The sequence below is a fragment of the Actinocorallia longicatena genome, assembly GCF_039534125.1.
Taxonomy (GTDB): domain Bacteria; phylum Actinomycetota; class Actinomycetes; order Streptosporangiales; family Streptosporangiaceae; genus Actinocorallia; species Actinocorallia longicatena.
Window position 1 is genome coordinate 234,353 of the sequence record NZ_BAAAUV010000005.1, and the last position, 24,042, is coordinate 258,394.

Consider the following 24,042-nt stretch of genomic DNA (forward strand, 5'->3'; position numbering starts at 1 on the left):
GACCGGCTCTCAGGGCAGGCGTTCGCCTTCGACCCGCCGCAGCTGCTCCTCGACGATCGCCGTCATCTGGTCGTGGCCCGCGGAGAGCTCGAAAGACCGCTCCATGAGCAGGAACCGGGAGACGCTGGACAGGAAGAGGACCAGGGCCAGGGGAGGCCAGGTGCCGGGCGGGGTCCCGCGTTCCTCGAGAATGCGGGTGACCGCCTCCTCCTGGAGCCGGCGGAACCTGCCGGAGGAGTCGGCGATGACGCCGCGGATGGCCTTGCGGTGGTTGGCGAGGGCCACGAACTCCATGGTCAGAGCGCTGTGGGACTGGTCCTGCATCAGGTCCCACAGGGCCCAGAGGGGCTGGGGTGAGGCGAGCGCCTCGGTTTGGCGGCGGAAGGTCTCGTCGGCGCCCCGCCGGAACAATTCGGTGAACAGGTCGTCCATGACGCCGAAGTGGTAATAGACCATTCCCTGATTGACATCGGCGCGGGCGGCGACCCGGCGGGTGGTGACCGCCGCGTAGCCCTCTTCCAACATGATCTGCTCCGCCGCGTCGAGAATGGTCTCGCGAGTCCGCAGGCTTTCGGCGCTGCTCGTGCGACTCGGTTTCATCAGTTCCTCTCAGATGCGGAGACGGCCGTTACCGGCCGGTCCCGTTCCCTCGCGCGCGCCCTGTCCCGCGCCCGTCGAGACTACCGCGTGCCGACGGCGCACCGGGTCCGGGGCCGAACCGTCACGCCGTGCACCCGTTCTGTCGCGTAGGAGAGCCGATCAGCCCCTCTTGACATCCTCTACGGCCTCCTCTAGAAATCATTCTAGTCAGTCGACTAATTACTCGCTTTCCTGTCGAATCGAGGAGTCGGATGAGCGGTGGGACTTCGCCGCCGGGAAGGGCCGTCCATTCCTTGGTGGTCGCCGAGGTCATTCATGAGACGGCGGACGCCAAATCATTCGTCCTGGACGTTCCCGACGCTCTTTCGGAAGATTTCTCCTATCGGGCGGGCCAGTTCCTGACCTTCCGCGTCGAGCTCGACGGGGTCGCCCATCTGCGGCCGTACTCGATGTCCTCCTCGCCGCTGCTCGACCAGCGGCCGCGGGTCACGGTGAAGCGCGTGCCGGGCGGCGTGGTGTCGAACTGGATGAACGACGCGCTGGCGCCGGGCGACGAGATCGCCGTGTCGGTCCCGGCCGGGACCTTCGTCGTCGGCGGGCCCGGCGGCGAGATCGTGGCGTTCGCCGGCGGCAGCGGGATCACCCCGGTGCTGTCGATCGTGCGAACCGTGCTGGCCGGACGGGACCGGCCGGTGCGGCTGCTGTACGCCAACCGGGACCCCTCCTCGGCGATCTTCCGGTCGGAGCTCGAGGAGCTGGCCCGCGGCTCCGCCGGGCGGCTGGCGGTGACGTTCCACGACGACTCCGAACGCGGGATCCTCACGCCGGAGACGGCCCGGGAGTTCGCGGCCGCCGCGACCGGCGAGTTCTTCGTCTGCGGGCCGGAGCCGTTCATGGACTGCGTGCTCGATGCGCTGGCCGACGCGGGCGTGCCGGAGGCGAGGATCCGCCTGGAGCGGTTCACGCCCGCGCCGCCCGCCGAGGCCGAGGCCGAGGCCGACGCGGGGCCGTCCGTACGGGCGCCGGTCCAGGTGTCGTTCAGGCTCGGCCACCGGCGCGTCTCCGGGGAGGCGCGCCCGGGCGCCACGCTCCTCCAGTCGGCCCGGGCCCTGGGGCTGCGGGCCCCGGCCTCGTGCGAGAGCGGAAGCTGCGCGACGTGCATGGCCCGGATCGTGGAGGGATCGGCGCGGATGCGCGAGAACGAGGCGCTGACCTCCGATGAAGTCGCCGAAGGCTGGGTGCTGACCTGCCAGGCCGTGCCGACGAGCCCGTCGGTGCGCGTGGTCTATGAGTAGGAGAGCCGTGGATCACCGTGTGAGGAGCAGCAGGACCGCCGTCGTGACCGGCGGCGCGTCGGGGATGGGCCTGGCGATCTGCCGCCGCCTGGCCGAGGAGGGCCACCGCGTCGCCGTCCTGGACCGCGACGGCCCCGGCGCCCGGAAGGCCGCCGAGGAGCTGGAGGCCGCCGGCCACCGCGCCCTGGCGTGCGAGACGGACGTGACCGACAGGGCGGCGGTCGAGCGGGCCCTGGCCGAGGTCCGTGACCGTCTCGGCCCGGTGGAGATCATGGTGACCAGCGCCGGGCTGGTGGCGTTCGAACCGTTCGCCGACATCTCGCCCGACTCCTGGAACCGTGTCATCGAGGTCAACCTCACCGGCACCTTCCACTGCGTCCAGGCCGTCATCGGGGACATGCTGGCGGGCCGGTGGGGGCGGATCGTCACGATCTCCTCCTCCAGCGCGCAGCGCGGCTCACCGCGGATGGTCCACTACACCGCGTCCAAGGGGGCGGTGATCGCGATGACCAAGGCGCTGGCCCGCGAGTACGCCGCGCACGGGATCACGGCGAACACGATCCCGCCGTCCGGGATCGACACCCCGATGTCCCGCGCCTCACAGGCCTCCGGTGATCTTCCGGGCAGCGACGTGATGACCCGGGCGATCCCGGTCGGAAGGCTCGGCAGCGGCGAGGACATCGCCGCGGCGTGCGCGTTCCTGTGCTCGGACGAGGCGGGCTACATCACCGGCCAGGTCCTGGGCGTCAACGGAGGTGCCGTCATATGAGCGCGCGCCCCGGAACGCGGCGGCTGGCCCCGCTGGCCGCGCATCTGTGGGACGAGGAGGCGGTGGCGATGCTGCGCGGCCGGGTCCGGCAGGCCGACCGCTTCCTGTCCGGCGCCGCCGGCACGCCGCCCCTGCCGAACGTGCTGGGGATCCTCGGGCACCATCCCCGGCTGTCGGGGGCCTGGCTCGGCTACAACGGCGTGCTCCTGGAGGATCCCGCGCTCGGGCCGCGGCTGCGGGAACTGCTGATCCTCCGGGTCGCCCGGCGCACCGGCTCGCAGTACGAGTGGCTCCAGCACGTGCGGATGGGCAGGGCCGCGGGCCTGTCGGACGCCCATCTCGAGGCGCTGGCCGGAGACCTGGAGTCGGTGGAGTGGACACCGCTGGAACGGCTGCTGCTGGACGCGGCCGACCAGCTCCTGACCGACCACCACATCGGCGACGCCACATGGGACGGCCTGGCGGCGCACCTGGACGCCCGGCAGCTCCTGGAGATCCCGTTCGTCGTCGGCAGCTACCTGTGCCTGGCGATGGTCTTCAGCAGCGTCGGACTGGAACTCGACGCGGACATGGACCCCGCCTCCGCGCCCCCGCTTCCCGGAATGGAGGAACGAGCGTGACACGCTGGCCCAAGCCCCCCGAGGGCAGCTGGACCGAGCACTACCCCGAGCTCGGTACCGGACCGATCTCCTTCGAGGACTCGGTCTCCCCGGAGTTCTACGCCCTCGAACGCGACGCGATCTTCAAGCGGGCGTGGCTGAACGTCGGCCGCGTCGAGCAGCTCCCGCGCGGCGGCTCCTACGTCACCAAGGAGATCGAGGTCGCCGGCACCTCCTTGATCATCGTCCGCGGTCTGGACGGGGAGATCCGCGCGTTCCACAACGTGTGCCGCCATCGCGGGAACAAGCTGGTGTGGAACGACTTCCCGCGTGAGGAGACGTCCGGTACCTGCCGTCAGTTCACCTGCAAGTACCACGGCTGGCGCTACGGTCTCGAGGGCGAGCTGACCTTCGTGCAGCAGGAGGGGGAGTTCTTCGACCTCGACCGGCCGGCGACCGGCCTGGCGCCCGTGCACTGCGACGTCTGGGCCGGGTTCGTGTTCGTCAACCTCGCCCCCGAACCCGAGCAGAGCCTGACGGAGTTCCTCGGCCCGATGGTCACCGCGCTGGAGGGCTACCCCTTCGACCGCATGACCGAGCGGTACGTCTTCCACGCCGACAACGACAGCAACTGGAAGCTGTTCGCCGACGCCTTCCAGGAGTACTACCACGTGCCGTCGCTGCACTCCCAGCAGATCCCCGGCGCCGTGCGCACCGGCGCGGGATTCGAGTGCGCGCATTTCCGGCTCGACGGCCCGCACCGGCTGGTCTCCACCGGTGGAGCACGCCGCTGGACGCTGCCGCCGGAGTACATGTACCCGATCGAGCGGGCCACGCGCAGCGGCCTGGTCGGCCCGTGGGAGTCGCCCGACATCGGCGAGCCGCCGCCCGGTCTCAACCCCGGGAAGATCGATCCCTGGGGCATCGACAACTTCCAGATCTTCCCCAATCTGGAGATCCTCATCTACCGCGGCTGGTACCTGATGTACCGGTACTGGCCGACCTCGCCGGGCACCCACCGGTTCGAGGGGATGCTGTGCTTCCAGCCCGCCACGACGGTGCGCGAGCGGCTCGAGCACGAGGTCGCCGCGGTGGTGTTCAAGGAGTTCGCGCTCCAGGACGCCGGGATGCTGACCGGCACCCAGTCCGCGCTGGAGTCGGCCTACGCCAACGGGATCATCGGCTCGTTCCCCGTCAACGACCAGGAGGTGCTGGTCCGCCACTTCCACCATGTCGTCGGCGAGTGGGTCGAGGCGCACCGGCGGAGGGCGGCGTCATGACCGCGCCGCTGCTGCCGCCGGCCTTCGCCGGCCTCGAGCCGTACGCCGCGACCTGGTGCCTGGCCACCGAGGCCGAGCGCTACGCCCGCCGCCAGGCCTCGACGATGCCGGTGCTGCGGGAGTTCTACGACGCGTGCTTCCCGCGCCTGGAGGAGGCGATCGCCCACTGCGACGCCCACCCGCTCGACGACCTCCCCGACGACGTCCTGCGGCTGCTCCAGCTCGTCTACTCGCTGGTCATGGTCTCCATGTCGGTGGAGATCTTCCAGCAGGTGAAGGCGACCGACGCCGCCGACGCCGAACTGCACCGGACCGGGGAGCCGGTCCCGTGACCACGAACCCGCCGCCCGGACGGCAGCGATCGAAAGGGGAACCCCATGCCGGCGATCACCGTTGACAGGCTCGGACACGAGGTCGGAGCGGAGGTCCACGGCGTCGACGCCGAGAGCCTGATGGCCGACGCCGCCCTGCCCCCGCTCCTCATGGACGCCCTGGAGGCCCACGGCGTCCTGGTCTTCCGCGGCCTCCACCTCGACCCCGAGACCCAGGTCGCGTTCTGCCGCAGGCTCGGCGACATCGACACCTCGCCCGGCCACCACGAGGTGGCCGGGATCTACCGGGTCAGCCTCGACACCGCCAAGAACTCCGCCGCCGCCTACCTGCGCGCCACCTTCGACTGGCACATCGACGGCTGCACCCCCGAGGACGAGACCTGCCCCCAGAAGGCCACCGTCCTCACCGCCCGGCAGGTCGCCGCCAGCGGCGGCGAGACCGAGTTCGCCAGCTCCTACGCCGCCCACCGGACCCTGACCGCCGCCGAGCAGGAGCGTTTCGCCGGGCTGCGGGTCGTGCACTCCCTGGAGGCCTCCCAGCGGCGCGTCACCCCCGACCCGTCCCCCGAGCAGCTCGCGGTCTGGCGCCGGCGGCCCGTCAGGGAGCACCCCCTGGTCTGGACCCACACGTCGGGACGCCGTTCCCTCGTCCTGGGGGCCTCGGCCGACCACATCGCCGACATGGACCCCGACGCCGGACGCGCCCTCCTGGACGACCTCCTGGCCCGCTGCACCACCCCGGACCGGATCTACCGGCACGAGTGGAGCGTCGGCGACACCGTCATCTGGGACAACCGCGGCGTGATCCACCGCGCCGCCCCCTACGACCCCGCCTCTCCCCGGGAGATGCTCCGCACCACCGTCCTGGGCGACGAACCCATCCAGTGACGTCCGCCCCCACCCCAGGAGGAACACCCATGGCCCGCTGGCCCAAACCCGCCGAAGGAAGCTGGACCGAGCACTACCCCGAGCTCGGCACCGCACCGATGTCCTACGAGGACTCCATCTCCCCGGAGTACTTCGCCCTCGAACGCGACGCGATCTTCAAGCGGGCGTGGCTGAACGTCGGCCGCGTCGAGCAGATCCCGCGCCGGGGCTCCTACTTCACCCGGGAGATCGAGGTCGCCAAGACGTCCCTGATCATCGTCCGCGGCACCGGCGACACCGTGCGCGCGTTCCACAACGTGTGCCGCCATCGCGGGAACAAGCTGGTGTGGAACGACTTCCCGCGTGAGGAGACGTCCGGTACCTGCCGTCAGTTCACCTGCAAGTACCACGGCTGGCGCTACGGCCTCGAGGGCGAGCTGACCTTCGTGCAGCAGGAGGGGGAGTTCTTCGACCTCGACAAGAGCGCCACCGGGCTAGTGCCCGTGCACTGCGAGGTCTGGGCCGGGTTCGTGTTCGTCAACCTCGCGGCGGAGCCGGAGCAGTCGCTGACGGAGTTCCTCGGCCCGATGGTCACCGCGCTGGAGGGCTACCCCTTCGACCGCATGACCGAGCGGTTCCGCTACCGGTCGCAGGTCGGAGCGAACTGGAAGCTGTTCCTGGACGCCTTCCAGGAGTTCTACCACGCGCCCGTCCTGCACTCGAGCCAGACGCCGGACGCCTTCTCCGCCGCCGCGGCCCAGGCCGGATTCGAGGCCCCGCACTACCGGCTCGACGGCCCGCACCGCCTGGTCAGCACCTCCGGCATCGTGGCCTGGGAGCTGGCTCCCGACATGCGCAAGCCGATGGAGGACATCACCCGCAGCGGCCTGTTCGGCCCGTGGGACAAGCCGGATCTGGGCGTGGAGAAGATGCCCGCGGGCCTCAACCCGGCGGGCTGCGACCCCTGGGGGCTCGACTCCTTCCAGCTGTGGCCCAACTTCACGATCCTCATCTGGTCGGGCGGCTGGTACCTCACCTACCAGTACTGGCCGACCTCCTACAACAGCCACACCTTCGAGGGCAATCTCTACTTCGTCCCCTCCCGCACGCCGCGCGAGCGCGTCGCCCGCGAGATGGCCGCGGTCACGTTCAAGGAGTACGCCCTCCAGGACGGCAACACCCTGGAGGCGACCCAGATGATGCTCGAGTCCCGTGCCGTCACCGGCTTCCACCTCAACGACCAGGAGATCCTCTGCCGGCACCTGCACAAGGTGACCGCCGACTGGATCGCCGACCACCAGGCCAGGACCGGGAAGGCGTGACCCGATGACCGCACTGCTGCCCGCCGCGTTCGCCGACCTCGAACCGTTCGCCGCCGTCTGGTGCCTGCCGACCGAGGCCGAGCGGTACGCCAGGCGCCTGGCCACCCCGATGAGCGACATCCAGGCCTTCTACGACGCGGCCACCCCGCGGGCCGAGGCCGCGCTCGCCCACTGCGACCTCCACCCGCTCGACGACCTCCCCGACGACGTCCTGCGGCTGATGCATCTGCTGTACTCCCTCGTCACGATCTCCTTCTGCGTCGAGGCCTGGAGCCAGCAGCGCGTCCCCGACACCGGCGCCGCCACCCTCGACTGCCTGATCGAGCCCGTCCCGTGACGGCACCGATCGTGCTGACGGCCGACCGGTGGATCGAGACCGGCAAGGGCGAGGTCCGGTCCCCGGCGGTCATCGTCGTGGACGACGGCCTCATCACCGCCGTCGACCCGCCCGCCGTCCCGCCCGGAGCGACACGTGTCGACCTGGGCGACATGACGCTCCTGCCCGGCCTGATGGACATGGAGATCAACCTGCTCATCGGCGGTCCCGACACCCCCAACGGCCTGCCGAAGCCGATGCACGGCGTCCAGGACGGCCCGGTCTACCGGACCCTGCGGGCCACCGCCAACGCCCGCACCACGCTGCTGGCCGGCTTCACCACGGTCCGCAACCTCGGGCTGATGGTGAAGACCGGCGGCCATCTCCTGGACGCCGACCTCGCCCGCGCCATCGACGAGGGCTACGTCGAGGGCCCCCGCGTCGTCCCGGCCGGCCACGCCATCACCCCGACCGGCGGCCATCTCGATCCGACGATGTTCCAGCGGCTCGCGCCGGGCATCATGCCGCTGAGCGTCGAGGAGGGGATCGCCAACGGGGTCCCCGAGGTCCGCAAGGCCGTCCGCTACCAGATCAAGCACGGCGCCGGGGTCATCAAGATCTCCGCGTCCGGCGGGGTGATGTCGCACGGCACCGCCGCCGGCGCCCAGCAGTACTCCGACGAGGAGCTGGCCGCCATCGTCGACGAGGCCCACCGGGCGGGCCTCAGGGTCGCCGCCCACGCCCATGGCGACGCGGGCATCAGGGCGTGCCTGCGGGCCGGTGTCGACTGCATCGAGCACGGCTCGCTGGCGAGCGACGACACCTTGAGGATGATGGTCGACCAGGGCACGTTCCTCGTCCCCACCAGCTACCTGTCCGAGGGCCTCGACCTCTCCCAGGCGCCGCCCGCGCTGCGCCGCAAGGCCGAGGAGGTCTTCCCCCGGGCCCGCGCCACCCTCACCAAGGCCATCGCCGCCGGGGTGCGGATCGCCTGCGGCACCGACGCGCCCGCCGTCCCGCACGGCCACAACGCCAAGGAACTGTGGGCGCTGGTCGACCGGGGGATGACCCCGATGCAGGCCATCCAGGCCGCGACGGTCGTCAGCGCCGACCTCCTCGGCGTGGACGACCGGGGGCGCCTCGCCGAGGGCCTGCTGGCCGACATCATCGCCGTCCCCGGCGACCCCGCCACCGACATCACCCTCCTTCAGGACGTCCGCTTCGTCATGAAGGACGGCCGCGTCCACAAGACCCCGGCCCCCTGACCACCGATCACCGAGCACCAGTCACCGGATCACCGATCACCGGATCACCGATCACCGGATCACCGATCACCGGATCACCGATCACCGATCACCACCGTCCCGGAAGGACCCGCCCATGACCCGAGGCATCCTGTACGTCGAGTCCCGCCCCGCCTCGCCCGAGGAGGCCGAGGCCTACCACGCCTGGTACGAGGGCACCCACTTCAAGGAGATGCTCCAGATCGAGGGCGTCGTCACGGCCCGCCGGTTCGCCGCGCTCGGCGACGACGCCCCCTACGTCGCGGTGTACGAGCTCGAGGCCGACGACATCGCCGCCGTCCAGGCCAGGATCGGCGAGGCGGCCAGGACCGGGCGGCTGGCGGCGCCCGTCGGCGTCGCCACCGACCCGCCGCCCCGGATGTGGTTCTGCCGCGAGCTCTCCGCCCACTCCGCCTGACCGGCCCGAAAGCCCGGAGGACCTCATGCACGTGGAAGAACGCCTGTTCGTCGGAGGCGCCTGGGTGCCGCCGGGCACCGGCCGGACGATCGAGGTGATCTCGCCGCACACCGAGCGGCCCATCGCCCGGATCGCCGCCCCCGCGCCGGCCGACGCCGACACCGCCGTCGCCGCGGCCCGGACGGCGTTCGACCACGGGCCCTGGCCGCATCTGCCGCCCGCCGAGCGGATCGCCGCGGTCCGCAGGCTCGCCGACCTGTACGACCCGCGCCGCGAGGAGGTCGCCCGGCTGATCAGCGACGAGATGGGCGCGCCGGTCACCTTCGCCAGGTCCGCCCACGCCGCGCTGCCCGGCGTCATGATGCGGGCGTTCGCCGACATCGCCGAGACCGTCGAATGGGAACAGAGCAGGCCCGGCCGGTACGGCCGGGACATCCTGCTGCAGCGCACACCGGTCGGCGTGGTCGCCGCGATCGTCCCCTGGAACATGCCGACCCTGCTGGCGGTGATGAAGCTCGTCCCCGCCCTGCTGGCGGGCTGCCCGGTCGTCCTCAAGCCCGCGCCCGAGACGCCCCTGGACGCCTACCTCCTGGCGGACCTCACCGAGAAGGCGGGGTTCCCGCCGGGCGTGGTCAGCGTCCTGCCCGGAGACGGGGAACTCGGCGCGCACCTGGTCGGCCACCCCGGTGTCGACCGGGTCTCCTTCACCGGGTCCACCGCCGTCGGCGCCAAGGTCGCCGCCGTGTGCGGCGCCGCGCTCAAGCGCGTCGGCCTGGAGCTCGGCGGCAAGTCGGCGGCGATCGTCCTGGACGACGCCGACCCCGCCGCGACAGCGGCCGGAATCAAGGTCGCCGGACTGATGAACAGCGGCCAGGCCTGCGTCGCCCAGACCCGGATCCTGGTCCCGCGCTCCCGGCACGACGAGCACGCCGAGGCCCTCGCCGCGATGATGGACGCCCTGGTCGTCGGCGACCCGGCCGATCCCGCGACCGAGGTCGGCCCCCTGGTCAGCCGCCGCCAGCGGGAGCGGGTGCGGGACTACATCGCCCTCGGCCGGACGGAGGGCGCCGTCCTGGTCACCGGCGGGGACGCGCCGCCGGAGGGGGCCGGACGCGGCTGGTACGTCCGCCCCACCCTGTTCGCCGGAGTCGCCAACGGCTCCCGCATCGCCCAGGAGGAGATCTTCGGGCCGGTCCTCACCGTCATCCCCTACGACGACGAGGACCACGCCGTCGACCTCGCCAACGACTCCCGCTACGGGCTGTCCGGGTCGGTCTGGACCTCCGACACCGGCCACGCCCTCACCATCGCCCGCCGCGTCCGGACCGGCACCTTCGGCATCAACCAGCCCTACTCCATGGACCCCGCCGCCCCCTTCGGCGGCGTCAGGGACAGCGGCCTCGGCCGGGATCTCGGGCGTGAGGGCATCGAGGCCTGCCTCGACACCAAGTCCATCTCCACCGCCGGTCCGTGAGCGGGGCGCTGCCTGCGGAGATGGCGGCGTGGTCGTCCGGATGCGCAAAAGCGCGCACGAGATGACTGACGTTTGGGCGTATGCGGGTGTTTTGTGCGGGTCCTACTGTGACGCGACTCCGGGCCGCGGGACCGGCCCGCGGCCCGGGTGCACAGGAAGGATCCATCGTGGATCTGCATCGCTTCCCTCCCTCGCGCGCGCTGCCCGCGCTGCTGCTCGCGGGGGCCGTGCTGAGCGCGGTTCCAGCGAGCGGCGCCCAGGCCGCGGCCCCCGCGGAGGACCGCCTGACCGTCAGCGTGGCGGGAACCCCCGCCTACACGCTGGCGGGTGACCTGTCGTCCGGCGCCATCGCGGTCCTGGACAACGTGGCGACCTTCGAGACCGACAAGATCCAGGGCGGGGGGACGCTCCCCGGCTCGGCGGGCGGCCAGGCCTCGGTGACGTTCAAGATCGCCCGGAACGGCTCCCTCAAGGGCACCTTCACCCTGGCCGACCCCGGCGCGGGTGTGGAGATCACCGCCGCGGTCGACGGCGGTGTCACCACGCCCGCCGAGGCCACGGTCCGGTGGGAGGGGCAGGCCTCGGTCAGGCGCGCGGCGGGCACGACCCGTCAGCGGGTCACGGTCACCGTCCAGGACCGGCGGCCCGACCCGGGCGACCACGCCATCCGCATCACCCACGCCGGGCAGGCCAGGAACGCCATCCTCCGGCTGCCCGACGACTACGACGGCACCGCCCGTCCGGTGCTGTTCCACTTCCCCGGTCTGGGCGAGTCGCCCGGCATCGCCGAGTACTACGGCCGGATGTCGGACTACGCGCAGACCCGCGGCTTCATCATGATCACCCCCGAGCACTACGGGATCGGCTGGCAGGGCGTCCTGGCCGGGACGCCCTCCCCGGCCCTCGACGACCCCGGCTTCGTCAACCGGCTCCAGGACATCCTCGTCCAGCGTTTCAACGCCGACCCCGAGCGGCTCTACGCCTCGGGCATGAGCAACGGCGGCTTCTTCACCAGCAAGATGGCCTGCGAGAACAGGCGCTTCGCCGCCTACGTCCCCGTCTCCGGGCAGCTCACCGACCAGGCGGCCAGGGACGCCTGCCATCCCGGCCGGCCGGTTCCGATCGTCCTGATCCACGGCGACGGCGACTTCGTCGTCCCCTACGGCCAGGCCCCCGACTCCGCCAGGTTCTGGGCCCGCAACAACGGCTGTGCCGCCACCACCACCGACACGAACCTGCCGGACAAGGCCCCCGGCGACAACACCACGGTCGTCCGCCACGACTACACCGGCTGTCCCGCGACAGCACCGGTGATCCTCTACGAGATCAAGGGCGGAGGCCACAACTGGCCCGGCGGGACGCCCTTCCTCGGGCCGTTCCTCGGCGGCACCACCTATGACATCGACGCCAACGCCGTCATCTGGGACTTCGTCTCCCGCTACCGCCTCCGCTGACCCTCGCGCATAGTGTGACTCACGCGTTCTCCGGGTTTTCTGTTAAACGATCGGCTAGAGCTCTCCTAGCCGATCGTCTAGCCTCTGGCTCATTCAGTCGAGAGGACGACCATGACCAAGTCCCAGAACGAAGCGGCGGACCCCGATCCAGAGAGAATGGAGATCGCGGCCCTGCTGCTCCCCGTCCTGCCGGACCTCGCCGTCGAGATCATCGACGAGATCAGGGAGCAGGTCCCGGAGTTCACCGTGGTGCTGGCCGGAGAGCACGGCGAGCCCGTCAGGGCCGGCATCGCCAAGGCGCTGCACCAGCTGCTCGCCCAGTTCAACGCGGGCATGCCCGTCGGCGACCTCAACGCCAGGTTCTTCCACAGCCTGGGCCGCGGCGAGTACCGGGAGAGCCGGAGCCTGGACGCCCTCCAGGCCGCCTACCGGATCGCCGGGCGGACCGCCTGGCGGAGGTTCGCCGAGGTCGGGCAGGACTCCGGGGTCGCGCCCGCCCGGATGTACCAGCTGGCCGACGCGGTCTTCGGCTTCACCGACGAGATGTCGGCCCTGTCGGTCCGGGCGTTCACCGAGCTGAGCGGGCAGGACAACGTCCTGGAGCGCACCCGGCAGCGGTTGCTGCAGCTCCTTCTGGTGGAGCCGGGGCCGACCATGCGCACCCGCCTGGCCGACCTGTCCCACAAGGCCCGCTGGCCGCTGCCCGGCCAGGTCGCGTGCGTCGCCATCAGCGAGGACTACGCCACCCGCTTCGCGATCCCGCCCGCGCTGGACGAGGACATCCTCGCCGACCTCGACCGGTCCGACCCCTGCCTGATGATCCCCGGAGAGCCGTCGGCCGCCCGCTTCGGCACGCTCCACCGGTCCCTCCAGGGGGTGCGGTTCGCGCTCGGGCCCACCGTCGCGCTGGAGGAGTCGGCCTCCTCGCTCCGCCTCGCCCGCCAGGCGCTCATCATGCTGTCGGACGGAGCCCTGTCCGGTGAGGAGCACATCCGCTGCGAGGACCATCTCGTCGCCATGCACCTGCTCAACGACGAACTGTGCATGCGGGTCCTGTCGGAGCGCGCCCTGGCCCCGTTCGCCGAGCTCACCCCCGACCAGGGCGATCGGCTGTGCGAGACGCTCCTGGCCTGGCTGGGCGCGGGAAGCTCGGTGCTGGGCGTCGCGGAGCTCCTGCACGTCCATCCCCAGACGGTCCGCTACCGCATCCGGCGCCTCACCGACATGTTCCCCGGCCGCCTCAACGACCCCGACTGGCGCTTCGAGATGCTGCTGGTCCTGCGGGCCCGGCAGCTCGGCCAGCGCCCGCCGTCCCGGCCGCGGCGCAAAGGTCCCTCACGCTGGCGGCCCAAGGCGGCCTCCGCCACGCTCCACCGCTGACATCGGGGTAACCTCCCTGCAATGGCCGCCAAGCACCCCGCCGGAAGCGTACGGACGCAGCTGATCGACGCCGCCACCGACCTGTTCACCCGCTGGGGCGTCCACGGCACGTCCCTGCAGATGCTCGCCGATCATGTCGGCGTCACCAAGGCCGCCGTCTACTACCACTTCCAGAGCAAGGAAGACCTCATCGACGCGGCCGTCACGCCCTACATGCGGCGGCTGGCCGAGGTCGTCGTCGCGGCGGAGAGCAGGCGCGGCCGGACCGCCCGGGTCGACACCCTCCTGGACGGGCTCATCGACCTGATGGTCGACGCCCGCCGTCAACAGGCGGCGCTCCAGTTCGACCCCACGATCCAGCGGCACCTGGACGGCCGCCCCGACATGAAGGACCTGCGGGAGCGCGTCGGCCTCCTGATGATCGGGCCGGATCTCAACAACCACTCCCTGGTCATCACGCTCATCCTCAGCGGAGGCCTCGCCTTCGCGACCGGCAGCCCCTATCTCGCGCACGTCGACGACGACCAGCTCCGCCGCGACCTGTACACCGCGGCCCGCCGCATCCTCGGCATCAGGACCCCGATCGCCGAGGCCCCCCGGCCGTGACCGCGGGGAACGCGTGCGGCCCCCCGGCCGGGAGCCGGGGGGCCGCACACGCGACGGTCAGGGCTTGGGGTTGTTGGCGACGGGGATCTGGATGCTGATCGGGAAGTCGGCGCCGGACAGGAAGAGCAGGGCGCCCAGGCGGAGGATCTCGTCGAACGCCCAGTAGACGCCCAGCAGCGCCGGGGGAGCGTCGGTGATCTTGAGCAGTCCCTCCTTGACGGCGACGAAGATCGGCCAGAGCTCCCGGAAGGCGGCGTCCCAGACGGGCTCGCGCGGGATCTTCAGCCAGCCGGCGATCTCGTCGCCGAGGACGTAGCGGGTGAGCGCTCCGAGGATGTGGGTGGTGAGGAGGCCGGCGTCCAGGACGGCACCGAGGTTGAGGAGGATGTCGGCGAGCTTGATGCCCTCGGGGGTGGCGGCGAGGATCGGCGTGAGGACCTGCGCGGCCTGCGCGTTGGCCTCGTCCCACGAGGCGGGGATGTACTCGTCCAGGATGCCGAGCATGTGGGCGGTGAGCTGCCAGGAGTGCAGGAACGCCGCGGACTCGTCGGCCGGGACCGACACCTTCCACTTGGCGAGCTGCTGCATGACGGTCGTGGGCAGGCTGTGCCAGGTGACCATCATGTCGGCCTGGCTGATCGGGATCTCTTCGTCGGCGACCTTGTTCCAGACCGCGGACTGGGGGAGGAGGTGGCGCACACCCGCGTGGGCCAGGCGGGTCTTGACGCAGGTGACGATCATCTCGCCACCGGGCTCGAAGGCGTTCTTGGTGCCGACGTCGTAGCCGAGCTTGGCGGTCTTGGTGATGCGGTCCTTCATGTCCGCACCGCCCTGGGAGTAGTAGACCGCGCGGGCCTCGTGCGGGATGACGGTGCTCATCATGCCGCTGGCGAAGCCGTAGGAGACACCGAGGTAGGTGCCCCGCTTCTGGTTGAAGGTGTAGGCCTTGGCGAGCTTGGCCTTGTCGGTCCACGCGGGCAGCTGGCGGGCCTTCTCGATGAAGGCCTTCAGGTCGGCGGGCAGTCCGGCGGGCAGCGTCTGCCCGTTCTTGGTCCAGCTCTTCAGCAGCTTGTTGACCTGGGGCACGGCGCCGCTGTCGATCAGTGAGGCGACCAGCGGGTCGGCCTCGGCGTCCCACACCCACCGGGGGTCGGCTCCGGCACCGGCGCCGACGACCGATCCCGCGGGCGACCACGTCCACAGCCGGGAGGCCTGGGCGGGGGTCGCGGCGCTCATCGCACCGAGCGCCCCGAGCACTCCACCGGCCAACAGGATGTTCCGTCTGCTGGGTTCTTCCATGTTCTGTCCCTCCTCGAACCGGTGATGGATCCGATACGCAGATACGCATTGCGCATCTCTGTATCAGCGTCCCGCCATATAGCAGCACACTGTGGTACCCGTCACAAGTCATCCAGGGACAAACCTGGTCAAGACCGGCCAAATGCCAAGCTCAGGGCCTGACGCCGACCAGGGCGTCGTAGAAGGGATTGGTCGACTCGGCGACCAGGGTGTAGCGGCCGGCGGGCTCGGCGGACAGGGCGACCTTGTCGGCGAGGTGGCGGAGGGGAAAGCCGCCGAGCCTGGTCTTCTTCCCGGTAGCGAGGGCGACGGAGGTGAGGTCGGGAACGGCACCGCCGTCGCCGAGGACGATCAGGGCGTCGCCGGCCACGGTGAGGGCTTCCAGGCCATGATCGAGCCTCGTCAGCCACAGGCGGGCACCGTCGCTGAGGCGGAAGGCGGTGAGGCCGTCCTTGTTGGACACGCGGGTCGCGCCGACGATCATGTCGCCGGTGACGGCGAAGTCCCGCAGGGGCGTCGCGCCGAAGCCCCGCTCCGACAGGGTCAGGTCGTGGTCGTCGGACCAGGTGTGGACGATCGTGGCGCGGCCCGTCCGGTCGAAGGCCTGGATCATCGTGCGGCCCCGGGCGCCGCTCTCGCGGACCTTCGCGACGGCGGGCGAGGCCGTGTAGAGGTCGACGGCGGCGACGGGGGACTCGGAGGTCACCGGGGTCCTCCAGGCCACCTTGCCCGAGGCGGGCTCCAGGGCGACGAGCTCGGGCAGGGCATCGGTGCACCGGAGGAGGCCGACGATCTGGTCAGGTCCCGCGCTCACCTTCTCGTAGTGGCAGCGTTCGGGGGCGGCGGCGGTCCAGCGGTCCCGGCCGTCGGCGAGGGCCACGCCGGTGAGCCGGGCGCCCTGGCCGAGGCGCATGACGGCGGTGCCCCCGCCGGCCGCGACGGAGCCGGCGTCCCGCCCGGAGCTGAGGAACTCGCCGCCGGGCAGGACCCTGTCCCACGCCTTGGCACCGGTGGCGAGGTCGACGCCGACGAAGTGCCCGCAGGGCTGCCCCTCCGGGCCGTAGGCGATGACGCCCACCCCGGAGTCGGTGCCGCGGCTCATCGCGCAGAGCACCTCGCGGCCGGGGACGGGCAGTGTCCACTTCGGCGCGCCGGTCGCGGTGTCGTAGGCGGACAGGCCGTCGATGCGGGCGCGCACGGCCAGGCCGTCGCCGAACCAGAAGCCCTGGGCGGTGATGTCGCCCTTGACGCGCGGCACGCTCCAGGCGACATCGAGGCTGTCGCCGTGGCCCAGCCGGAACAGCAGCGCGCCGGGCCAGATCCCGGCCAGCATGAGCACCGCCCCGCCGAGGCACCCCGCCTTCCGGCCGGCCGCCGCCACCCCCCACAGCGCCAGCGGCACCAGCCCGAACAGCGGCACGAACGAGATCAGGAACAGCCACCCGATGCCCTCCGGGCAGGCCCCGTGGCTGACCCCGCGCGACCCGCCGCTCCCGCAGCTTCCCCCGGACTCGACGATCAGTGCCTGCGCCACCAGCACCTGGACGGTCACCGCCGCCCCGATCAGCACGGCCGCCACCGACCCCGCCACGACGGACTTGCGCTTCGATCGCCGGATCCCCTGGACCAGGCCCCGAACAGGCGTCCCTGCCATCTTCACGCTCCTCGCCGTTTCTCGCACCGGCGGCGAGAGCGATCGGGAGTATGCCAGCCCGGCGGATCACCCGTCCGAGCCGTTTCCGGATAGTTGTGACCGGTCCGGCGAAAGAGCCCGGGGCCGGGCTCAGGGGCGGGCTCAGGGGTTTGCCAGGGGTGGCCCCGATGGTCCGGAAGCCGGGTCATGAGGAGACTTGATCACATGAGATCGAAGCCCGTTCGGCCCCCCGTGAACGCCGCCGTTCCCCCCACCGCCGCGCCCGGGGCGGCCGAGGCGTTCGGGCGGTTCGTCGCCGTCGGGGTGGGGACCACCCTGCTGGCGAGCGGGCTGCTCGCGGTGGCGTCGGCGCGGATGGATCTGGTGGCCGCCAACGCCCTGATCACGCTGGCGACCACGCTGCTCGCGACGGAGCTGCACGGGCGGTTCTCGTTCAGGAGCGAGAAGGGCGGGTGGCGGGTGCACGCGCAGTCGGCGCTGACGATCGCCGTCGCCTACCTGTTCACCACGGGGGCGATGCTGGTGCTGCGGCGCGCGCACCCGGCCCCCGACGTGGTCCTCGACCAGGTCGTCTATCTGGGCGCTTCGGGGCTGGCCGGGCTCGCCCGCTTCCTCGTCCTGAGGGTCTTCGTCTTCGGGGCCCGTCCCGTCGTCGCCGCTCCGCTCCCCTCGGAGGTCGCCCTGGCCGCCTGACGGGCGCCGGTCAGGCCTCGTCCTCGCGGCGGGCGGAGGGGGTGGCGCGGAGGGAGCCGGGGTGGGCCTTGGCCGACGGGTCGCGGGAGGACTTCACGAGGCTGGCCACCGTGGTGACGACCAGGATGCCGATGATCACGGTGAGGGACAACGGAGTGCTGATGACGGGGATGGCGTCGTTGAGGCCGTGGGCCCAGTGCAGGATGAGCTTCACGCCGATGAAGGCGAGGATGATCGCCAGACCCGTCGACAGGTAGACCAGCCGGTCCAGCAGCCCGGTGACGAGGAAGAAGAGGGCGCGGAGCCCGAGGAGCGCGAACGCGTTCGCCACGAACACGATGTAGGGCTCCTCGGTCACGCCGAAGACCGCGGGGATCGAGTCGAGCGCGAACAGCAGGTCGCAGCCGGCGATCGCGATGAAGGCCACGAACAGCGGCGTCACCATGCGGCGCCCGTCGACCCGGGCGAACATCCTCCCGTCGGACACGTCGTCGGCGACGGGGAGCACCCGCCGGGCGGTCTTGATCAGGAGGTTGTTCTCCACGTCGGGGTCCTCGTCGCGGTGCCGGAACAGCTGCACCGCGGTCCAGATCAGCAGCAGGCCGAACAGCAGGAACATGAAGGAGAACATCGACAGCAGCGCGGCGCCGAGCGCGATGAAGATCGCCCGCAGGACCAGCGCCGCGAGGATGCCGAACGTCAGCAGCTTGTGCTGGTGCTCACGCGGCACGGCGAACGTCGTCATGATGATCACGAAGACGAAGAGGTTGTCGACCGACAGGCTCTTCTCGACGATGTACCCCGCGAAGTACTCACCGCCGAACCCCCACCCCCAGTGGGACGCGAGCACGAACCCGAAGACGACGGCGACGGCGATGTAGAAGACCGACCACAGGCCCGCCTCCCTGAACCCGACGGCGTGCGGCCGCAGCGCCCCCCAGGCGAGATCGAACGCGAACAGCGCGAGGATCACCCCGATCGTGACCGCCCATTCGAACGCAGTGACCTCCACGGCCCCACCCTCCGATCGCCCGTCTGCCGTCGCTCAACGTCCCGTACCCGCGATCGGTCGCGTCCACCCTGCGGAACGTCCCGGCCACGGATGGTGGCGACGCTCGGATTGGCCCGTTCCAGAGCGAAAGTTTTTGGTGCTCTGGCAAATGCACGTGCATCAGCCGTTGCATCTGCAAACCACGAGGTGCATGATGACGCACAATCACCACGGCATCACCGGACCGCACGAGGACGCCCAGGAGTCCCGTGCCCAACGGAGGCGATCGTCATCACAGTCACCGATGCACCCCGTGCGTCCTCGGGCCGGGCGTCGCTCCACGAGGACTTCCACGTCGCCTTCGTCGCCAGCGCCGACCTCGTCCGGTCGTGCCGCCTCGCCGCGCAGGCGACCATGCAGGCCCGCGAGCTCGACGACGACCTCATCGACACGGTCCTGATCGTGCTGTCGGAACTGGTCACCAACGCCGTCCGGCACGCGGACGGCGAATGGGTGGAACTGCGGCTGAGCATCCAGCCGAACGAGATCGTCCTGTCGATCTGGGACCCGGTGGACGAGCTGCCCGTCCAGCGGTCGGAGTACGCGGACGGCGAGTCCGAGAGCGGACGCGGCCTGTTCATCGTCGACCTGCTGACGGAGGGGAACTGGGCGACGACCACCAGCCCCGGGCGCCAGGGCAAGACGGTCACCGCCCACCTGAAGCGGCCGGTGACCTGACGGCACGAGGTGACCGCTTCCGGAGGCGGGTCTGCCGGAGGCGCGGTGTCTGCTCCACAATGTCGGATTCGATGGTGCGGATGATCCGGCTGTGAGAGGTGGGCACATGGTGGCGCGGTCGAGCTTGGCGGACTGGGAGGCGCTGGGGTCCCGGCGGGCGGCGGTCAACGGGATCGAGCTCGCGGTCGTCGACCACGGGCAGGGGCCGCCGGTCGTGCTCTGCCACGGCTTCCCCGAGCTCGGGTACTCCTGGCGCCACCAGGTCCGCGCGCTCGCGGACGCCGGACACCGCGTCCTGGTACCCGACATGCGCGGGTACGGCGCCAGCTCGCGGCCGGAAGCCGCCGGCGACTACGACATCCTCACGATCTGCGGTGACCTCGCGGGCCTCCTGGACGACATCGGCGCGGACGAGGCGGTGTTCGTGGGCCACGACTGGGGGGCGTCCATCGTGTGGAGCATGGCGCTGCTGCATCCCGGGCGGGTCAGGGCGGTGGCCGGGCTGAGCGTCCCGGTCTCGCCCCGGCCGCCGGTGCCCCCGCTGCCGATCCTGCGGCGGAGGCTGGGCGACGACTTCTACATCTGCTGGTTCCAGGAGCCGGGCGTCGCCGACGCCGTCCTGAACCGGGACGTGCGCCGCACCCTGCTGGGCGGCGGCACCCACGCCCCCGCCTGGACGGCCGCCGGGCCGGTCCCCGGGCTTCCGTCCTGGCAGAGCGAGGAGGACTTCGGCGTCTTCCTGCGGACGTTCGAGCGCACGGGCTTCACCGGCGGCCTCAACTACTACCGCAACATGGACCGCAACTGGTCGCTCACCGAGCACACCGCCGGCCGGACGATCGACCGGCCGTCCCTCTTCCTCATCGGCGCCGACGACGTCGTGGCGGACTTCATGCCCTCCGGGAAGCTGGCGGAGGTCCTGACCGACCTGCGCGGCCACGTCGTCGTCGAGGGCGCCGGGCACTGGGTCCAGCAGGAGCGCCCCGACGAGGTGAACGCGGCGCTCCTGGACTTCCTGGCCTCCCTCGACCCCTAGGGGAGGTGGCGGGAGGACTGGGTGGGCAGGTCGGCGTAGGTGACGATGCCCGGACGCGCGGCGACGACCGCCGGGATCGCGTTGACGACCGGCATCGCGGTGATCACCGAGCCGATCGCCAGCATCTCCTCCAGGGTCATCGACTCCATGTCCTGTGGCAGGACCTCGACGCGCAGGTTGACCTGCGGGTGGCCGTTGATCTCGATGAGGTAGGCCATGGAGACCTCCCAGGCCGGATCGAGCTCGGGGGTCACCGTCCAGCGGATGTGGGCCTCGGCGACGTCGGCTCCGGCGGTGGAGCCGATCCACCGGATGTCGAGACCGGCGACGGTCCCCGCGAGCACGGTGCGGCCGGGGACGTCGAGGTCGCGGGTCGCGTGGGCGAACTCGACCTCGCAGCGGACGTCGTCGAGCTCCGCGTCGAGCAGTTCGGCGAGGGCCTCGACGGCGTCGCCGAACGGGGCGGTCGCCTTGACGACGTCGTCGGCGTGGCCGGGGTCGCCGGCGGGGCGGCCCCAGCCGAGCTCGTCCTGGTTGGCGTCGCCCGCCCACATGCCGATGTCGAAGGACTCGAAGACGGTCACCCGGTCGACCTTGCGGCAGATGCCCGAGGCGACCGCGGCGAGCTGGTCGGCGTAGCCGGGGTTGATGCCGCTGCCGAACAGGCTGACGCCGCCCGCCTTGGCGGCCTCGTCCAGGGCCGTCCGCGCGGCCTGGCCGTAGGCCCGTCCGGTGAGGAACGACGCCGTGGTCAGGACGTTGATCCCCGCCCGCAGCAGCCGTGTGAGATGGTCCACGTCGGGGTGCAGCGGCATGTAGAGGACGCAGTCGGGCTTGAGGGCGATGATCTCCTCGATGTCGCCGGTGGCGAGGACGCCCAGCGTTCGGCCGAGGCCGGCCAGCTCCCCGGCGTCGCGGCCCGCCTTCTCCTTGCCGTGGGCGTACACGCCGACGAGCTCCAGATCCGGACGCTCGACGACGGCGGCGACCGACTGGCGTGCGACGTTCCCCGTCGTCCACTGGACGACGCGGAGGGGACGGTGGTCGGCGCTGCGTTGCACTCTTGCCTCCAAGGGCCTCGGATGTCGCCCGAGAGTAGGGTCGGAATCTGACCCGGGTCAACATTTTCTGCGCTGTCAGGTTCGGTAGGCTGCCCAGTGTGGAGAGCGCATCGGCACAGGGACGGGGATCCAGAAGTGCTGACCGGGGTCAGCGGAGGGCGCATCTCGCGCAGTCGCGCTCCCGCGAGACCAAGCGGTCACTGGTGCAGGCGGCGATCGCGCTGTGGCGGACCAACGGGTTCGCCGCCACGACCGTCGCCGACATCTGCCGGGCCGCGGGGGTCTCCAAGGCGCTGTTCTACTTCTACTTCCCGCGCAAGGAGGACGCCCTCCTCGAGGCGGGATTCGTGTCCACCCGGGAGGCCAGGCACCGGTGGCGGGAGCTGGTCGAGGGGCCCTACGAGCTCGCCGAGGTGATCGCCGCCGTGCTGGAGGCCCTGGAGCGGACCATGCTGCGCAACCCTCCCGAACTCCTCGTCGAGACCGTCCTGGAAGGCCACCGGGCGGAGGTCAGGGCGCTGTCGGAGGGCCGCTCGGACGAGCACCACGAGACCCGGTACCTCCTGCTCGGCCTGCTGCGCCGGGCACGGTCCGACGGGAAGCTCCCCGCGTCCCTGGACGTCCTGCAGGTGGCCCGCGGCGCCCAGTCCCTGCTGGAGGCGGGCACCCGCCACTGGGCCACCGGCGAGTACGAGGGCAGGGGCTTCGCCGAGGTCGTCACCCGCGACATCACGGCCTTCGTCGAAGGCCACGCCGCCCACCCGGAACTTACTATGTAAAGGCCCCGTCGCGAGGCCGTCGCCTCGACCCGCGACGGCCTCGCGCACCCCCAGGGCGTCAGGTGAAGGACTGCATGAATCTGCCCTTGAGGGTGTACTTGACGTAGCCGCTTTCGCGTTCGCTGCCGCCGTAGACCTTCCAGGTCACGCCGCTGGACCAGGGGAGGTCGACCTCGAGGATGATGTGGCTGATCTTCAGGTCGTCGTAGGCGAGGCGCTTGGTGGTGTCCTTCACCAGCTTGGGGACGACGGAGAAGTCGACCGAGGTGATGGGGAACAGGTACTTGGTGAGCTGGGTCTTCTCGTCGCCGGCCAGCATCTCGGGGCGGGGCTCGCCGACGGTGCCGCGCAGGAGGTAGCTGTCGACGTTCCCCTTCTTCTTCGGGTCCTCGGCGGTCAGCATCGCGTAGTCCGGGTAGATGACCAGCCGCTTGATCTTCAAGGGGGAGCCGATCGCGCTGGTGAAGGCGCCGGACAGGCCGGTCGCGTCCGAGAAGTAGGCGGTCTTCCCCGGCTCCTGTGCCCGCGGGGACGATGACGCGGTGCGGCCGGGCCTGTCCCCGCCGGTGGTGACGCGCGTCGTGGGCAGCGAGCCGCCGAGCAGGTTGTCGTCGCCCTTCGTCGTCGAGACGTAGTAGGCGCCTCCGCCGATCATGAGGGCGAGGAGCGCCGCCACGGCGACCAGCGGTCCCTTTCCGGCCCTTCCGGGCGGTCGCGGCGCCGGCCAGGAGGCCGGGTGGGTCTGCGGCGGGGTCCAGCCGGACTGCGGTGGGCCGGGGAACTGCGGGCCGGGCTGGTAGTGCTGCTGGTAGGGCCGGCCACCGGGCATGGTCGTGGCGGGCGGCGGCGGGAACGTCCCGGCGGGCTCCGGCGTCTTGAAGGTCGGGGCCGGTGCCGGGGGAGGAGCGGCCTGGCTCGCCGCGGCCGCCGCCTCGGCCAGGACGCCCGGAGCCAGCGTCGGGCGCTGGAGCAGGGACAGCAGCACCCGCTCCGCCGTCGGACGCTGCGCGGGCTCCTTGCTCAGGCAGGAACCGACGATGGACCGCAGCGGCTCGCTCATCCCGGACAGGTCGGGCGTCAGGTTGAGGATCTTGTTGATCACCGCGGGGAGGGAGTTGGCCTCGAACGGCGAACCGCCCTGGGCGGCGAAGGCGATCGTGCAGCCCCAGGAGAACAGGTCGCACGCGGACTCCGCCGGCTCTCCCGCGAGGATCTCCGGCGCGATGTAGGCGGGGGTGCCGATCGGCGCCCCGGTCAGGCTGGAGGTGACGTCCAGCGCCTTGGCGATGCCGAAGTCGATGACGCGCGGGCCGTCGGGGGCGAGCAGGACGTTGCGCGGCTTGAGGTCGCGGTGGACGATCCCGGCCTCGTGGATCGCCGTCAGCGCGGTGATCGTGCCGATGGCGAGCCGGTGCAGGTCGGCTCCGCTCTTCGGCCCGCCTTCGACGACCGCGTCGTGCAGGGAGGGCCCGTCGATGAACTCGGTGACGATGTAGGGGCGTCCCTCGAAGGTCCCGCTGTCCAGGATCTGGGCCGTGCAGAACGGTGCGACCCGCTGGGCGGTCTCGGCCTCCCGGATGAACCGTTCGAGCATCCCGGCGTCCTCGGTGAACCCGGGACGGAGCAGTTTCACGGCCGCCTGCCGTCCGGCGCCGTCCTCACCGAGGTAGACGACGCCCTGCCCGCCCTCCCCGAGCCGTCCGCGCAGCGTGTACCCGGCGAGCAGCGCCGGGTCTTCGTTCTTCAAGGGGGCGAGATCCACGCCCGAATTATGGCGCCAAAAGATAACGGTCGCG

At 71.3% G+C, this 24,042-nt stretch carries 24 protein-coding genes; 18 read left to right on the top strand and 6 right to left on the bottom strand.

All coding sequences use genetic code 11. The features are described 5' to 3' along the window. Positions 1-9: 9 nt before the first annotated feature. Positions 10-600 carry a TetR/AcrR family transcriptional regulator gene (locus ABD785_RS11890; RefSeq protein ID WP_344826186.1) on the bottom strand — a complete coding sequence of 197 codons (591 nt, stop codon included), beginning with the start codon at positions 598-600 and terminating at the stop codon, positions 10-12. Between the two features lie 251 nt (positions 601-851). On the opposite strand from ABD785_RS11890, the gene ABD785_RS11895 reads away from it, so the two are divergent. The 14 genes from ABD785_RS11895 (at position 852) to ABD785_RS11960 (ending at position 13,995) form a co-directional block, all read left to right on the top strand. Then, on the top strand, positions 852-1,895 hold the full coding sequence (locus tag ABD785_RS11895) for a 2Fe-2S iron-sulfur cluster-binding protein (protein WP_344826189.1): 1,044 nt from the start codon (positions 852-854) through the stop codon (positions 1,893-1,895). Between the two features lie 7 nt (positions 1,896-1,902). Then, positions 1,903-2,664, top strand: coding sequence for an SDR family NAD(P)-dependent oxidoreductase (locus ABD785_RS11900; protein WP_344826192.1), 762 nt, complete (start codon positions 1,903-1,905; stop codon positions 2,662-2,664). Further along, positions 2,661-3,284, top strand: coding sequence for a carboxymuconolactone decarboxylase family protein (locus ABD785_RS11905; protein WP_344826196.1), 624 nt, complete (start codon positions 2,661-2,663; stop codon positions 3,282-3,284). The genes ABD785_RS11900 and ABD785_RS11905 overlap by 4 nt, the downstream gene beginning before the upstream one ends. Beyond that, entirely contained in the window at positions 3,281-4,543 is a 1,263-nt protein-coding gene (locus ABD785_RS11910; protein ID WP_344826199.1) for an aromatic ring-hydroxylating oxygenase subunit alpha, read from the top strand. Before ABD785_RS11905 ends, ABD785_RS11910 begins: the two co-directional genes overlap by 4 nt. Next, complete coding sequence (locus ABD785_RS11915; protein WP_344826202.1) at positions 4,540-4,875, top strand: hypothetical protein; 336 nt, start codon at positions 4,540-4,542, stop codon at positions 4,873-4,875. The genes ABD785_RS11910 and ABD785_RS11915 overlap by 4 nt, the downstream gene beginning before the upstream one ends. Positions 4,876-4,920: 45 nt before the next feature. Beyond that, the gene (locus ABD785_RS11920) at positions 4,921-5,763 is read left to right on the top strand and encodes a TauD/TfdA dioxygenase family protein (RefSeq protein WP_344826205.1); all 843 of its coding nucleotides are present in this window, start codon (positions 4,921-4,923) and stop codon (positions 5,761-5,763) included. 29 nt (positions 5,764-5,792) lie between these two features. Next, on the top strand, positions 5,793-7,064 hold the full coding sequence (locus ABD785_RS11925) for an aromatic ring-hydroxylating oxygenase subunit alpha (protein WP_344826208.1): 1,272 nt from the start codon (positions 5,793-5,795) through the stop codon (positions 7,062-7,064). Between the two features lie 4 nt (positions 7,065-7,068). Continuing rightward, positions 7,069-7,401, top strand: coding sequence for a hypothetical protein (locus ABD785_RS11930; protein WP_344826211.1), 333 nt, complete (start codon positions 7,069-7,071; stop codon positions 7,399-7,401). Next, positions 7,398-8,645, top strand: a complete 1,248-nt coding sequence (locus tag ABD785_RS11935; protein WP_344826214.1) for a metal-dependent hydrolase family protein — start codon at positions 7,398-7,400, stop codon at positions 8,643-8,645. Before ABD785_RS11930 ends, ABD785_RS11935 begins: the two co-directional genes overlap by 4 nt. Positions 8,646-8,760: 115 nt before the next feature. After that, complete coding sequence (locus ABD785_RS11940) at positions 8,761-9,081, top strand: hypothetical protein (protein ID WP_344826216.1); 321 nt, start codon at positions 8,761-8,763, stop codon at positions 9,079-9,081. A 25-nt stretch (positions 9,082-9,106) separates the two neighbouring features. Further along, entirely contained in the window at positions 9,107-10,555 is a 1,449-nt protein-coding gene (locus ABD785_RS11945) for an aldehyde dehydrogenase (protein WP_344826219.1), read from the top strand. A 167-nt stretch (positions 10,556-10,722) separates the two neighbouring features. Beyond that, positions 10,723-12,009: a CE1 family esterase gene (locus ABD785_RS11950; protein WP_344826222.1), complete on the top strand. Its 1,287-nt coding sequence runs from the start codon at positions 10,723-10,725 to the stop codon at positions 12,007-12,009. A gap of 111 nt (positions 12,010-12,120) precedes the next feature. Continuing rightward, positions 12,121-13,389 (top strand): PucR-like N-terminal domain-containing protein, encoded by a 1,269-nt coding sequence (locus tag ABD785_RS11955; protein WP_344826225.1) that lies wholly within the window; start codon positions 12,121-12,123, stop codon positions 13,387-13,389. Between the two features lie 21 nt (positions 13,390-13,410). Beyond that, positions 13,411-13,995 (top strand): TetR/AcrR family transcriptional regulator, encoded by a 585-nt coding sequence (locus ABD785_RS11960; RefSeq protein ID WP_344826228.1) that lies wholly within the window; start codon positions 13,411-13,413, stop codon positions 13,993-13,995. A gap of 57 nt (positions 13,996-14,052) precedes the next feature. Here ABD785_RS11960 and ABD785_RS11965 read toward each other — a convergent pair whose 3' ends face one another. Both ABD785_RS11965 and ABD785_RS11970 read right to left on the bottom strand, forming a co-directional pair. Further along, a complete protein-coding gene (locus ABD785_RS11965) occupies positions 14,053-15,294 on the bottom strand; it encodes an oxygenase MpaB family protein (protein WP_344826231.1) in 1,242 nt (413 codons plus the stop codon). Positions 15,295-15,445: 151 nt separating this feature from the next. Then, on the bottom strand, positions 15,446-16,948 hold the full coding sequence (locus tag ABD785_RS11970; RefSeq protein WP_344826234.1) for an outer membrane protein assembly factor BamB family protein: 1,503 nt from the start codon (positions 16,946-16,948) through the stop codon (positions 15,446-15,448). 204 nt (positions 16,949-17,152) lie between these two features. Here ABD785_RS11970 and ABD785_RS11975 point away from each other — a divergent pair, with 204 nt between their 5' ends. Then, positions 17,153-17,641 carry a GtrA family protein gene (locus ABD785_RS11975; RefSeq protein ID WP_344826237.1) on the top strand — a complete coding sequence of 163 codons (489 nt, stop codon included), beginning with the start codon at positions 17,153-17,155 and terminating at the stop codon, positions 17,639-17,641. 10 nt (positions 17,642-17,651) lie between these two features. Here ABD785_RS11975 and ABD785_RS11980 read toward each other — a convergent pair whose 3' ends face one another. Continuing rightward, a complete protein-coding gene (locus ABD785_RS11980; protein ID WP_344826240.1) occupies positions 17,652-18,653 on the bottom strand; it encodes a TerC/Alx family metal homeostasis membrane protein in 1,002 nt (333 codons plus the stop codon). 90 nt (positions 18,654-18,743) lie between these two features. Between ABD785_RS11980 and ABD785_RS11985 the strand changes: the two genes are divergently transcribed. Further along, positions 18,744-19,370 carry an ATP-binding protein gene (locus tag ABD785_RS11985; RefSeq protein WP_344826243.1) on the top strand — a complete coding sequence of 209 codons (627 nt, stop codon included), beginning with the start codon at positions 18,744-18,746 and terminating at the stop codon, positions 19,368-19,370. A gap of 106 nt (positions 19,371-19,476) precedes the next feature. Further along, on the top strand, positions 19,477-20,406 hold the full coding sequence (locus tag ABD785_RS11990) for an alpha/beta fold hydrolase (RefSeq protein WP_344826246.1): 930 nt from the start codon (positions 19,477-19,479) through the stop codon (positions 20,404-20,406). Here the strand turns inward: ABD785_RS11990 and ABD785_RS11995 are convergent. After that, positions 20,403-21,467, bottom strand: a complete 1,065-nt coding sequence (locus ABD785_RS11995; RefSeq protein WP_344826248.1) for an NAD(P)H-dependent amine dehydrogenase family protein — start codon at positions 21,465-21,467, stop codon at positions 20,403-20,405. The genes ABD785_RS11990 and ABD785_RS11995 overlap by 4 nt on opposite strands. Positions 21,468-21,670: 203 nt before the next feature. On the opposite strand from ABD785_RS11995, the gene ABD785_RS12000 reads away from it, so the two are divergent. Next, positions 21,671-22,246 (top strand): TetR/AcrR family transcriptional regulator, encoded by a 576-nt coding sequence (locus tag ABD785_RS12000; protein ID WP_344826250.1) that lies wholly within the window; start codon positions 21,671-21,673, stop codon positions 22,244-22,246. Positions 22,247-22,304: 58 nt separating this feature from the next. Here ABD785_RS12000 and ABD785_RS12005 read toward each other — a convergent pair whose 3' ends face one another. After that, positions 22,305-24,008 (bottom strand): serine/threonine-protein kinase, encoded by a 1,704-nt coding sequence (locus ABD785_RS12005; RefSeq protein WP_344826252.1) that lies wholly within the window; start codon positions 24,006-24,008, stop codon positions 22,305-22,307. Positions 24,009-24,042 lie beyond the last annotated feature (34 nt).